This is a genomic window from Streptomyces sp. NBC_01197 (genome assembly GCF_036010505.1).
Lineage (GTDB): Bacteria > Actinomycetota > Actinomycetes > Streptomycetales > Streptomycetaceae > Streptomyces.
In genome coordinates this window covers 5,809,286-5,821,566 of the sequence record NZ_CP108569.1, presented here as the reverse complement: position 1 = coordinate 5,821,566, position 12,281 = coordinate 5,809,286, and the positions used below count along the sequence as shown (strand labels likewise).

Here is a 12,281-nt window from a genome sequence, read left to right as displayed (position 1 = left end):
GCCTGCCAGGGCCTCCCGCTCGGAGCGGGCTGGGGCGGCGGGGGGATGTGATGCCTTTCCCCCCGCCCCTGCCCCCTGTCACAGCTCGGCTTCAGTAGCGGCCGATTCACCAGGACCGCTTAGGCCCTGTCAGCGCCGACTCGTACACTCGCCAGCGTGGATACGACGCTTGGTGACCCGCAAGCCCCGCTCGTCGGGCAGCTGCTCGACGGCCGCTACCGGGTGGACGCGTGCATCGCCGTCGGTGGCATGGCCACGGTCTACCGGGCCGTCGACACCCGTCTCGACCGGGTGGTCGCCCTCAAGGTGATGCACCCGGCGCTGGCGGTCGACGCCACGTTCGTGGAGCGGTTCATCCGCGAGGCCAAGTCCGTCGCCCGCCTCGACCACCCCAATGTGGTCGGCATGTTCGACCAGGGCGCGGACGGCGCGCATGTCTACCTGGCGATGGAGTACGTCGCCGGGTGCACGCTGCGCGACGTCCTGCGCGAGCGGGGCGCGCTGTGTCCCCGCGCCGCCCTGGACATCCTGGAGCCGGTGCTGGCCGCACTCGGCGCAGCGCACCGGGCCGGGTTCGTCCACCGCGACATGAAGCCGGAGAACGTACTGATCGGGGACGACGGCCGGGTCAAGGTCGCCGACTTCGGCCTGGTCCGGGCCGTGGACACCGAGACGAACAGCACCGGCACCATCCTGGGCACCGTCTCCTATCTGGCGCCCGAGCAGATCGAGCAGGGCACGGCCGACACCCGGGCGGATGTGTACGCCTGCGGCGTGGTGCTGTACGAGATGCTGACCGGCGCCAAACCGCACAGCGGCGACACCGCGGCCCAGGTCCTCTACCAGCACCTCAACGAAGGCGTGCCCACGCCGTCCGCCGCCGTACCGGGGCTCGCCGCCAGGCTGGACGACCTGGTGTCGAGCGCCACCGCCCGGCGTCCCGATGACCGGCCGCACGGCGCCGTGGCGCTGCTCGGCCAGGTCCGTACGGCCCGCGCCGCACTGAGCGGTGCCGAGCTGGACGCCGTACCGCCGCAGGCACTCCCGGCCGGGCCCGTGGGCGCCGGGGCGGACTCGTCCGAGGACCGTACGGACGTGATCCGGCGCCCGCTGCCCGCCGCGGGGATCAACCGGACCAGCCGTCTGGTGATGCCCGCCGCGGAGGAGCCCGAGCCCGACCGGCAGCACGTGCGCCGCGGCCGGCGGGCCCGCCGGGGTCTGGTCGCGTCGGTCGTCGCCGTCCTGCTGGTGCTGGGGGTCGGAGCCGGTGTCTGGTACATCAACTCGGGCCAGTTCACCCGGGTTCCCTCACTCCTCGGCCAGCCCGAGAAGACCGCGAAGTCGCGGCTGTCGGCCGCCGGTCTCGACGTGAAGAGGACCGAACACAAATTCAGTGACACCTATGACCGCGGCCAGGTCATGAGCAGCAGTCCGGCGTCGGGCGCCCGCATCCGGGACAACGACGCGGTGTCCCTGGTCGTCTCGCGCGGGCCCGAGATCGTCCGGGTGCCCCGCGTCGAGGGTGAGCCGCTCGCCCGGGCCAGGAAGGATCTGGCGAAGGCCGCACTGGCGTCCGGCATGGTCACCAAGGAGTTCAGCGACGACATCGACCGCGGCAAGGTGATCCGTACGGACCCGGCGTCCGGCACCCGCCGGCACGCCGGCTCCGCGATCGCCCTGGTCGTCTCGGAGGGCGCCCCGGTCGACGTACCGGATGTCACGGGCGAGTCCCTCGAGGACGCCCGCGCCGACCTCCAGGACGAGAACCTCAAGGTCGTGGTGGCACCGGAGCAGGTCAACTCCCCCGAGGACGCCGGGCAGGTCGCCAAACAGTCGCCTGCCGACGGGGCCCGGGCGGCGGAGGGTGACACCGTCACGCTGACGGTCTCCAAGGGCCCCCGGATGATCACCGTCCCCGATGTCACGGGCGACAACGTGGACGACGCGAAGAGCGCGCTCACCGACAAGGGCTTCAAGGTCCACGTCGACAAGCCGTTCCTGTCCTTCAGCGACACCGTCGACACCCAGTCCGTCGACGGCGGCAGCCAGGCCCCCGAAGGCAGCACCATCACCATCAAGACAAAGGGACTCTGAACACACCGTGCGCAACCCCATCGGCGGCCATGTCCCCGTGGCCGGCGGCCTCGCCAGGGCAGGACTGTCCTACGCCCGCGAGCTGGACGCGGAGACCGTGCAGGTCTTCGTGGCCAACCCGCGCGGCTGGGCCACCCCCACCGGGAACCCAGCCCAGGACGAGCAGTTCCGCAAGGAGTGCGCGAACGAGTCGGTCACGGCGTATGTGCACGCGCCGTATCTGATCAACTTCGGCTCGCACACGGCCGCGACCGTGGAGAAGTCGGTGGAGTCGCTGCGCCACTCACTGCGCCGGGGCCGGGAGGTCGGCGCGCTGGGCGTCGTCGTGCACACCGGCTCCGCGACCGGCGGCCGTCCGCGGTCCGAAGCGCTCGCGCAGGTCCGTACGCACCTGCTGCCGCTGCTCGACGAGCTGACCCACGACGACGACCCGTTCCTGCTGCTTGAGTCGACCGCGGGCCAGGGCTCCTCGCTCTGCTCACGCACCTGGGACTTCGGCCCGTACTTCGAGGCGCTCGACTCCCACCCGCGGCTCGGGGTCTGCCTGGACACCTGCCACATCTTCGCGGCCGGGCACGATCTGGCGGGTCCCGGCGGGATGGACCAGACCCTGGACCTCCTCGTGGACACCGTCGGCGAGGGCAGGCTCAAGCTGATCCACGCCAATGACTCCAAGGAAGCCACCGGCGCCCACAAGGACAGGCACGAGAACATCGGCGCGGGTCACATCGGAGCGGAGCCGTTCAGGGAGCTGCTCGCCCACCCGGCGACCGAGGGGGTGCCGCTGATCATCGAGACACCCGGCGGCAAGGACGGGCACAGGGCGGACGTGGCCCGCCTGAAGTCGCTGCGTCTCTGAGGCGCGCCGCCCATGAACAGCCTGCTCGGGGCTCAGAGCTCGGGGCCGTCGCCGGGGCCTTCCTGGTACGAGTAGCGCTGCTCCTGCCAGGGGTCGCCGAGGTTGTGGTACCCGCGCTCCTCCCAGAAGCCACGGCGGTCCGCGGTCATGTACTCGATCCCGCGGACCCATTTGGGGCCCTTCCAGGCGTAGAGCTTCGGCACGACGAGGCGCAGCGGGAACCCGTGCTCGGCGGTCAGCAGCTCACCGGCCTTGTGGGTCGCGAAGAGAGTATTCGCATCTGTGAATTCCGCCAGGCGCAGATTGGCGCTGTAGCCGTACTCGGCCCAGACCATCACATGGGTGACCCCGGGAGCGGGCGGTGCGAGCTCGACGAGTGTCCGGGCCCGTACGCCGCCCCATTCGGCGGACAGCATGGAGAACTTCGTCACGCAGTGCAGATCGGCGACCACGGTGGAGAACGGCAGAGCCGAGAACTCCTCGTGGTTCCAGCAGTGCTTCTCACCGTCCGCGGTGGCGCCGAAGACCCGGAATTCCCACCGGTCCGGCTTGAATTTGGGGACGGGACCGTAGTGCGTCACCGGCCAGCCGCGCTGCAGCCGCTGCCCCGGTGGAAGCCCGGACTGCACCGCCCCCTGCTGCTCCCGGCTCTCCGGCTGACCCATGTATCCATGGTGACAGACCTCGCGGGGTGGTCATGACCACGCCTGCGCCGATGAGGTCAACTCGTACTAAGCCTGCACTTACTGGACTGCCTCGATGGGCGGTGACAGGATGCGCGGAATCTGCCCGGATCCACCCCTGGAAGGAGCCTCTGCAATGCAGGGCGACCCCGAGGTCATCGAGTTTCTCAACGAGCAGCTGACCGCAGAGCTCACCGCGATCAACCAGTACTTCCTGCACGCGAAGATGCAGGAGAACTTCGGCTGGACCAAGCTCGCCAAATACACCAGGTCCGAGTCGTTCGACGAGATGAAGCACGCCGAGATCCTCACCGACCGGATTCTCTTCCTCGACGGGCTGCCGAACTACCAGCGGCTCTTCCATGTCCGGGTGGGCCAGACAGTCACCGAGATGTTCCAGGCGGACCGGCAGGTCGAGGCCGAGGCCATCGACCGGCTCCGGCGCGGGATCGAGGTCATGCGCGCCAAGGGCGACATCACATCCGCGAACATCTTCGAGTCGATCCTGGCGGACGAGGAGCACCACATCGACTATCTCGACACCCAGCTGGAGCTGGTCGGGAAACTCGGTGAGCCGCTCTACATCGCCCAGGTGATCGAGCAGCCGGAGAGCTGAGACCGGAGAGCCGGGACCAAGGACCCGAGCGCGCACGGGCGGCGCCGTACGGGGATCAGGCAGCTTCGGGGAGCGGTGATCCAGCGGGCTCCGGCCGGCCGGCGGGCTCCTGGGCGGGCCGGCGCCCCTCGAGCAGTTCACGGCGGGGGCAGTTTCCCCGGCCGAGGAGCGCCTGGATGCTGCGTACGCAGCCGCCGCAGTCCGTACCGGCCTTGCAGGCCGACGCTATTTCGCGGGGGGTGCAGGCACCGGCCTCCGCGTGGTCCTTCACCTGCTTCTCGGTCACACCGAAGCACGAGCAGACGTACACGCGGGTTCACCTCCCGGACGGGATCGCTGACGGGCACCACCCCGAAGTGTTCTTTCTCGTTCGGTGAGGCAACCCTAACCTTACCCGCCACTCCGGGGGCGCAAAAGGGCCGTGGGATCCGGATCGCTGTGATCCGCGCCCCACGGCCCTTTTTACGCTGTTCTGCCGCCTACTGCGCCCGGTACATCTCCGCGACCAGGAACGCCAGGTCGAGCGACTGGCTGCGGTTGAGCCGCGGGTCGCAGGCCGTCTCGTAGCGCTGGTGCAGGTCGTCGACGAAGATCTCGTCGCCGCCGCCCACGCACTCGGTGACGTCGTCGCCCGTCAGCTCGACGTGGATACCGCCGGGGTGCGTGCCCAGGCTCTTGTGGACCTCGAAGAAGCCCTTGACCTCGTCGAGCACATCGTCGAAGCGGCGGGTCTTGTGACCCGAAGCCGCCTCGAAGGTGTTGCCGTGCATCGGGTCCGTGACCCAGACGACCTGGGCGCCGGACGCGGTGACCTTCTCGACCAGGTTCGGCAGCTTGTCGCGGACCTTGTCGGCGCCCATCCTGACGATGAAGGTCAGCCGGCCGGGCTCACGGTCCGGGTCAAGACGCTCGATGTAGCTGAGCGCCTCCTCCGGCGTCGTCGTCGGGCCGAGCTTCACGCCGACCGGGTTGCGGATCTGCGAGGCGAACTCGATGTGCGCGTGGTCCAGCTGCCGGGTGCGCTCGCCGACCCAGACCATGTGGCCCGAGGTGTCGTAGAGCTTGCCGGTACGGGAGTCCGTGCGGGTCAGCGCCGACTCGTAGTCGAGGAGCAGCGCCTCGTGCGAGGCGTAGAACTCGACCGCGCGGAACTCCGCCGGGTCGGTCCCGCACGCCTTCATGAAGTTGAGCGCGCTGTCGATCTCGCGGGCGAGCTGCTCGTAACGCTGCCCGGAAGGCGAGGACTTCACGAAGTCCTGGTTCCAGGCGTGCACCTGGCGCAGGTCGGCGTAGCCGCCGGTGGTGAAGGCGCGGACCAGGTTCAGCGTCGAGGCGGACGCGTGGTACATCCGCTTGAGCCGCTCGGGGTCCGGGATGCGGGACTTCTCGTCGAAGTCGAAGCCGTTGACCGAGTCGCCGCGGTACGTCGGCAGCGTCACGCCGTCGCGGGTCTCGGTGCCCTTGGAGCGCGGCTTGGAGTACTGGCCCGCGATCCGGCCGACCTTCACCACGGGTACGGAGGCAGCGTAGGTGAGCACGGCGCTCATCTGCAGCAGCGTCTTGAGCTTCGCCCTGATGTGCTCGGCGGACACCGCGTCGAAGGCCTCGGCGCAGTCGCCGCCCTGAAGCAGGAACGCCTCGCCCCTGGCCACGGCTCCCAGACGCTCGCGCAGCTGGTCGCACTCGCCCGCGAAGACGAGCGGCGGATACGAGGTGAGGTCCGCGACTGCATCGCGCAGGGCTCCGGCATCCGGGTACTCGGGCTGCTGCACCGCGGGAAGGTCTCGCCAGGTCGCCTCTGCGGCGGGGGCTTGGGTATCAGCGTTCACGGTCACACCGCCAACAGTACGGGGTCACCGTCACCTGTTTGCGTGGTGCCCGGTGGATGAGACGGACGGGCGCCCGGAGGGACACGCCGATGCGCTACAGTCCCCACCATGTTCGCGACGACGACTCGAAACTGGTGGTGGACCGCTCATCCGGCGGCCCACTGACATCGCGCGTACAGACGAAGCGAAGGCCGCCCGAGGGGCGGCCTTCCGTGTTTCCAGCGGCCGTTCCTCTCCGTACTCCCTCCCCGCACCGCGGGGCGCCCGGAAGGAACAACCCGATGCTCATCAGCGCACTGCTGGACGACCACCGCCCCTTCGCCCTGCTGCGCAGGCGTACTCCCGGCCATGACCACGACACCGTCGAGCTGCTGACCGGCGAGGTCCACGAGGTGGCACGGCTCGCGGACATCCCGGCGGGCGGCAGCGGTCCGGTGCTGGCCATGGTGCCGTTCCGGCAGATCGCGGAGCGCGGTTTCGACGTACGCGACGACGGGACTCCGCTGGCCGTCCTGGTCGCCGACGAGACGTACGAGCTGCCGCTCGGCGAGGTGCTCGACCAGTTGCCCGCACACGGCGTACAGGTCGAGGACGGCGGGTTCGACGTCAGCGACGACGCCTACCGGGAGATCGTCGGACGGGTCGTCGCGGACGAGATCGGCCGGGGCGAGGGGGCGAACTTCGTCGTCCGCCGTACGTACACGGGCTCGGTCCCCGGCTTCGGACGGGCGGACGCGCTGGCCCTCTTCCGGCGGCTGCTCGACGGTGAGCGCGGCGCGTACTGGACCTTCGTGGTGCACACCGGGGAACGCACCCTGGTCGGCGCGAGCCCGGAGGTGCATGTCCGGATGTCCGGCGGGACGGTGGTGATGAACCCGATCAGCGGGACCTTCCGTTATCCGCCGCAGGGGCCGACCACCGAGGCGCTGCTGGAGTTCCTCGGCGACCGCAAGGAGACCGACGAGCTCTCCATGGTGGTGGACGAGGAGCTGAAGATGATGTGCACCGTCGGCGACATGGGCGGGGTCGTCGTCGGGCCGCGGCTGAAGGAGATGGCCCATCTCGCGCACACCGAGTACGAGTTGCGGGGCCGCAGCTCGATGGATGTGCGGGAGGTGCTGAAGGAGACGATGTTCGCCGCGACCGTCACCGGTTCGCCGGTGCAGAACGCCTGCCGGGTCATCGAGCGGTACGAGGCGGACGGACGCGGCTACTACGCGGGCGCGCTGGCGCTCATCGGGCACGACGCGGGCGGGGCGCAGACGCTGGACTCGCCGATCCTGATCCGTACGGCGGACATCTCGGCCGGGGGCGCGCTGCGGGTCTCGGTCGGCGCCACGCTCGTCCGCCACTCGGACCCGGCGAGCGAGGTCGCCGAGACCCACGCCAAGGCGGCGGGGGTGCTGACGGCGCTCGGCGTACGGGAGGGCCGGCCCCGCCGGGAGGCGGCGGGGCCCCGGCTCGCGGACGATCCCCGGGTGCGGGCAGCCCTGGAGTCCCGGCGGGCCGACCTCGCGCCTTTCTGGCTGCGGATGCAGGAGACGACCACCGCTGTCGCGGGCCACGCGCTGGTGGTGGACGCGGAGGACACCTTCACCTCGATGCTGGCGCATCTGCTCCGGTCGTCGGGGCTGGACGTGACGGTGCGGCGGTACGACGAGCCCGGTCTGCGGGAGGGCGTCCTGGGGCACCGGGGTCCGGTGGTGCTCGGCCCGGGGCCCGGCGACCCGGCGGACCGCACCGACCCGAAGATGCGGTTCCTGCGGGGGCTCACCGCGGAGCTGGTCAGGGGCCACCGGCACGGGCTGCTCGGGGTGTGTCTGGGCCATGAGCTGCTGGCGGCCGAACTGGGCCTGGAGATCGTCCGGAAGGCCGTCCCCCACCAGGGCGCCCAGGAGCGTATCGACTTCTTCGGGCGCCAGGAGACGGTCGGGTTCTACAACTCGTACACGGCGCGGTGCGACGGGAGCACGGCTGCGGAGCTGGCGATGCACCGGATCGAGCTGAGCCGTGAGCCGGACGGCGGTGAGGTGCACGCACTGCGGGGGGACGGGTTCGCGGGTGTGCAGTTCCACCCCGAGTCGGTGCTGACGAAGAACGGGGCGCGGATCGTGGCCGGGCTGCTGGCGGGAGTTCTGGTGTAGGCGGCAGCCGGGGGCGGATGTACGGCGCCGGGCGGGGGCCCCGCCCGGCGTGCGGGGCGCGGGGCGGCTCAGCCGAAGAAGACCCCGGCCTCCCGGTAGAGCGCGGGGTCGACCGTTTTGAGCCGCGCGGTCGCCTCGGCGATCGGCACCCGCACGATGTCCGTCCCGCTGAGGGCGACCATCTTGCCGAAGTCCCCTTCGCGTACGGCGTCGATCGCGTGCAGGCCGAACCGGGTGGCCAGCCAGCGGTCGAAGGCGCTCGGGGTGCCGCCGCGCTGGACATGGCCGAGCACGGTGGTCCGGGCCTCCTTGCCGGTCCGCTTCTCGATCTCGGTGGCGAGCCATTCGCCGACCCCTGAGAGCCGGGTGTGGCCGAAGGAGTCGAGGGCGCCGTCCTTGAGCACCGCGTCACCGTCCCTGGGCATCGCGCCCTCGGCGACGACCACGATCGGGGCGTACGAGGCGCGGAAGCGCGAGGTCACCCAGGAGCAGACCTGGTCGATGTCGAAGCGCTGCTCGGGGATGAGGATGACGTTGGCGCCGCCGGCCAGCCCGGAGTGCAGGGCGATCCAGCCCGCGTGCCGGCCCATCACCTCGACCACCAGGACGCGCATATGCGATTCGGCGGTGGTGTGGAGGCGGTCGATGGCCTCGGTCGCGATACCCACCGCCGTGTCGAACCCGAAGGTGTAGTCGGTGGCCGAGAGGTCGTTGTCGATGGTCTTCGGTACGCCGACACAGGGGACCCCGTACTCGTCCCAGAGCCGGCCCGCCACACCCAGTGTGTCCTCGCCGCCGATCACGATCAGCGCGTCGACCCCGCCCCTGGCGAGGTTCTCCCGTACCCGGCGGACACCGTCCTCGGTGCGGAACGGGTTGGTGCGCGACGACCCGAGTATGGTGCCGCCGCGTGGCAGGATCCCGCGCACCTCCGGGATGCCGAGTGTGACGGTGGCGCCCTCCAGGGGGCCGCGCCAGCCGTCCTTGAATCCGGTGAACCCGAAGCCGTACTCCTGCACGCCCTTGCGGACGGCAGCCCGGATGACCGCGTTGAGCCCGGGGCAGTCGCCGCCCCCGGTCAGCACTCCGACCCGCATGGAACCACGTCCCTTCGCAGTGGAAGACACCGTGCCGCCCACGCTACGGTGACCCAGGTCACAAAGGGATAGGGCGGAAGGTCAATTCCCGCCTGGCTGAGGGTGGTTGACCTTGCCCGCCACGGGGTCAGACATCATCGAGGCCGCGCTCTATCGCGTACCGCACGAGCTCCACACGGTTGTGCAGCTGGAGCTTGCCGAGGGTGTTCTGTACGTGGTTCTGGACGGTGCGGTGCGAGATGACCAGGCGCTCGGCGATCTGCTTGTAGCTCAGCCCCTTCGCGACGAGCCGCAGCACCTCGGTCTCCCGCTCGGTGAGCCGCGGGGCCTTCGGCTCGTCGGAGGCCGCGGGCGCCGGGTCGGACGCGAGCCTGCGGTACTCGCCGAGCACCAGGCCCGCCAGGCCCGGCGTGAACACCGGGTCGCCTGCCGCGGTGCTGCGGACGGCGTCCGACAGCTCCTTTGTACTGGCGGACTTCAGCAGATAGCCGGTGGCGCCGGACTTCACCGCCTCCAGTACGTCGGCGTGCTCACCGCTCGCCGAGAGCACCAGGACCCGGAGCGCGGGGTCGGCTCCGACCAGTTCCTTGCAGACTTGCACGCCCGGCATACCCGGCAGATTGAGGTCGAGCACCAGGACATCGGGGGCGGCGGCCCTGGCCCGCCGCACCGCCTGCGGGCCGTCACCCGCCGTGGCGACGACGTCGAACCCGGCGGCCGCCAGGTCCCGGGCGACCGCGTCCCGCCACATCGGATGGTCGTCGACCACCATCACCTTGACCGTCCCGGCCGTCGGCTGCTCGCTCATCTCGTTCCGCTCGCTCATGTCCGTCCGCTCCCCCGTGCGTTCCGTGCGTTCCGTCGTGCGCTCCTCGGAACTTTCAGTTCCACCTCGGTGCCCTGGCCCGGTACCGAGATCAGCTCCGCGCTACCGCCCAGCTCCCGCAGCCGGCCGCGGATGGAGAGTGCGACGCCGAGGCGCCCCTCGCCCTCGGCGACCGCGAGCCTCCCCTCCGGGATGCCGGGGCCGTCGTCCCGTACCGTCACGATCACCTCGTCCGGCTCGTCCTCCACCAGGATCCACGCGCGGGCTCCGCTGCCCGCGTGTCTGCGGACATTGTCCAGGGCGGCACTGACAGCCGCGGCGAGTTCCTTCGCGGCCACGGGTTCGAGCAGCACCGGAGCACCCGGTTCCGCGAAGCTCACCGTTGAGCCGGCGTGCGGGGCGAGGAGCGCCCGCAGATCACAGGGTCCCGGCCGGCCGGCTTCCCGCACTCCGGGCTCCCGTCCGGCCCGGTCCGCGCTGTCCCGGCCGTCCCATCCATCCGGTTCGGGCCTGTCGGCATCGCCGGGGTCCCCGGCGGCGGGGTCCCGGGCCGGCGGGACGAGACCGCTGGAGACCAGGGTGCGCAGGGCCACCTCCTGCTCCCCCGCCATCCTGCCGAGCTCGGCCGACTCCCCGCCCAGCTCGGCGCCGCGCCGCTGCACCATGGCCAGCACCTGGAGCACGCTGTCGTGGATGCCGCGGGCCAGCCGCTCCCGCTCACGGGTGGCCGCCTCGATCTCCAGGGCTCGGGCGAGGGTGCGCTCGGAAGCCCGGGCGACCTCGACGATGTAACCGATGGCGATGGAGGCGATCCACACCAGGACCACATTGTGGATGGTGTCCCCGCTGGGCTCGCCGCGCTCGGTGACGTTGGCGACCGCCACCAGCGACGAGGCGAAGGCGGCCCAGCGCCAGCCGCCCTTGATGGCGAAGGCCAGGACGGAGCCGGCGGTCCATATGGACGGCATCGTGGTGGCTCCCCCGACGACCCGGGTGTGCGAGTCGGCGACGGGCGTCAGCAGGATGCCCGCGAGGGCGACGCCGAGATCGGCGCCGAGGAAGCGCTTGGTGCAGCGGGCGGCGCTGGCCACCCTGGGGAGGGTGGCCAGGGTCCAGACGGTCAGTACCGCGAAGTAGCCGATGGCCACCCACGGGCGGTGGAACTCCCGGTACGCGAAGGCGAACAGCAGGATCGCGTAGACCATCGTCAGCACGCGGTACGCGGTCAGAGCGCGCCACAGGGGCAGCTCCACCGACATCCGTATGACGCGCTCGCGTCGCTCCTTCGCCATCACACCCCCGGCGGACGGTACGGCTAGGTGCCGGACCCGTCCGTCTTCTCGCTCTTCCCGGTGTTCGCAGTGTTCGCAGTGTTCCTGGCGGCCTCGGCGGCCTTGCGGGCCTTGTCCTCGTCGGCGATGCGGCGCTTGGCAGCGGTCGCGTAGATGTCCACGTACTCCTGGCCGGAGAGCTTCATGATCTCGTACATGACCTCATCGGTCACCGAGCGCAGGATGAACCGGTCGTTCTCCATGCCGTAGTAGCGGCTGAAGTCGAGCGGCTTCCCGATCCTGATGCCCGGCCGCATCAGCTTGGGCATGACCTGTCCGGGCGGCTGGATCTTCTCGGTGTCGATCATCGCGACCGGGATGACGGGGGCACCGGACGCCAGCGCCACCCGGGCGAGACCGCCGGGCTTGCCCCGGTAGAGGCGGCCGTCAGGTGAGCGGGTGCCCTCCGGGTAGATCCCGAAGAGCTCGCCCCGGGCCAGCACCTCGACACCGCTCCTGATCGCGGCCTCGCCCGCGCCGCGGCTGCCCGAGCGGTCGACCGGCAGCTGACCGACGCCCTTGAAGAAGGCGGCGGTGAGCTTCCCCTTCACACCGGGCGACGTGAAGTACTCGGCCTTGGCGATGAAGGTGACCTTGCGGTCCATGACGGCGGGCAGGAAGAAGGAGTCCGAGAACGACAGATGGTTGCTCGCGAGGATGGCCGGCCCCTCGGCGGGGATGTTCTCAAGCCCCTCCGCCCAAGGCCTGAAGGCGACCTTCAGCGATCCCCCGATGGCGAACTTCATTGCGCCGTAGATCAACTCGCATGCCTTCCTGTGACGGTCGGACCGACCATAACCCG

General features: G+C 70.6%; 12 protein-coding genes. 5 read left to right on the top strand and 7 right to left on the bottom strand.

What is annotated here, in order from left to right; all coding sequences use genetic code 11:
• Window positions 1-156: 156 nt before the first annotated feature.
• Both pknB and OG452_RS26780 read left to right on the top strand, forming a co-directional pair.
• The gene (gene pknB / locus OG452_RS26785; protein WP_327298126.1) at window positions 157-2,094 is read left to right on the top strand and encodes a Stk1 family PASTA domain-containing Ser/Thr kinase; all 1,938 of its coding nucleotides are present in this window, start codon (window positions 157-159) and stop codon (window positions 2,092-2,094) included.
• A 7-nt stretch (window positions 2,095-2,101) separates the two neighbouring features.
• Window positions 2,102-2,953 carry a deoxyribonuclease IV gene (locus tag OG452_RS26780; protein WP_327298125.1) on the top strand — a complete coding sequence of 284 codons (852 nt, stop codon included), beginning with the start codon at window positions 2,102-2,104 and terminating at the stop codon, window positions 2,951-2,953.
• A 32-nt stretch (window positions 2,954-2,985) separates the two neighbouring features.
• On the opposite strand, the gene OG452_RS26775 is transcribed toward OG452_RS26780, so the two are convergent.
• Entirely contained in the window at window positions 2,986-3,618 is a 633-nt protein-coding gene (locus OG452_RS26775) for a sulfite oxidase-like oxidoreductase (protein WP_327298124.1), read from the bottom strand.
• A 154-nt stretch (window positions 3,619-3,772) separates the two neighbouring features.
• On the opposite strand from OG452_RS26775, the gene bfr reads away from it, so the two are divergent.
• Window positions 3,773-4,252: a bacterioferritin gene (bfr, locus tag OG452_RS26770; RefSeq protein WP_327298123.1), complete on the top strand. Its 480-nt coding sequence runs from the start codon at window positions 3,773-3,775 to the stop codon at window positions 4,250-4,252.
• 55 nt (window positions 4,253-4,307) lie between these two features.
• Here bfr and OG452_RS26765 read toward each other — a convergent pair whose 3' ends face one another.
• Together OG452_RS26765 and OG452_RS26760 are read right to left on the bottom strand one after the other, a co-directional pair.
• Complete coding sequence (locus OG452_RS26765) at window positions 4,308-4,562, bottom strand: (2Fe-2S)-binding protein (protein WP_327298122.1); 255 nt, start codon at window positions 4,560-4,562, stop codon at window positions 4,308-4,310.
• Window positions 4,563-4,731: 169 nt separating this feature from the next.
• Complete coding sequence (locus OG452_RS26760) at window positions 4,732-6,087, bottom strand: class II 3-deoxy-7-phosphoheptulonate synthase (protein ID WP_327298121.1); 1,356 nt, start codon at window positions 6,085-6,087, stop codon at window positions 4,732-4,734.
• Window positions 6,088-6,189: 102 nt separating this feature from the next.
• On the opposite strand from OG452_RS26760, the gene OG452_RS35485 reads away from it, so the two are divergent.
• Both OG452_RS35485 and OG452_RS26755 read left to right on the top strand, forming a co-directional pair.
• Window positions 6,190-6,246 (top strand): trp operon leader peptide, encoded by a 57-nt coding sequence (locus OG452_RS35485; protein ID WP_353961846.1) that lies wholly within the window; start codon window positions 6,190-6,192, stop codon window positions 6,244-6,246.
• 116 nt (window positions 6,247-6,362) lie between these two features.
• Window positions 6,363-8,225, top strand: a complete 1,863-nt coding sequence (locus OG452_RS26755; RefSeq protein WP_327298120.1) for an anthranilate synthase family protein — start codon at window positions 6,363-6,365, stop codon at window positions 8,223-8,225.
• Between the two features lie 68 nt (window positions 8,226-8,293).
• Here the strand turns inward: OG452_RS26755 and OG452_RS26750 are convergent, their stop codons facing one another.
• The 4 genes from OG452_RS26750 to OG452_RS26735 form a co-directional block, all read right to left on the bottom strand.
• The gene (locus OG452_RS26750; RefSeq protein WP_327298119.1) at window positions 8,294-9,322 is read right to left on the bottom strand and encodes a 6-phosphofructokinase; all 1,029 of its coding nucleotides are present in this window, start codon (window positions 9,320-9,322) and stop codon (window positions 8,294-8,296) included.
• Between the two features lie 127 nt (window positions 9,323-9,449).
• Window positions 9,450-10,148: a response regulator gene (locus OG452_RS26745; RefSeq protein ID WP_405560560.1), complete on the bottom strand. Its 699-nt coding sequence runs from the start codon at window positions 10,146-10,148 to the stop codon at window positions 9,450-9,452.
• Complete coding sequence (gene macS, locus OG452_RS26740) at window positions 10,145-11,440, bottom strand: MacS family sensor histidine kinase (RefSeq protein WP_327298118.1); 1,296 nt, start codon at window positions 11,438-11,440, stop codon at window positions 10,145-10,147. Before macS ends, OG452_RS26745 begins: the two co-directional genes overlap by 4 nt.
• A 23-nt stretch (window positions 11,441-11,463) precedes the next feature.
• Entirely contained in the window at window positions 11,464-12,240 is a 777-nt protein-coding gene (locus tag OG452_RS26735) for a lysophospholipid acyltransferase family protein (protein WP_327298117.1), read from the bottom strand.
• Window positions 12,241-12,281 lie beyond the last annotated feature (41 nt).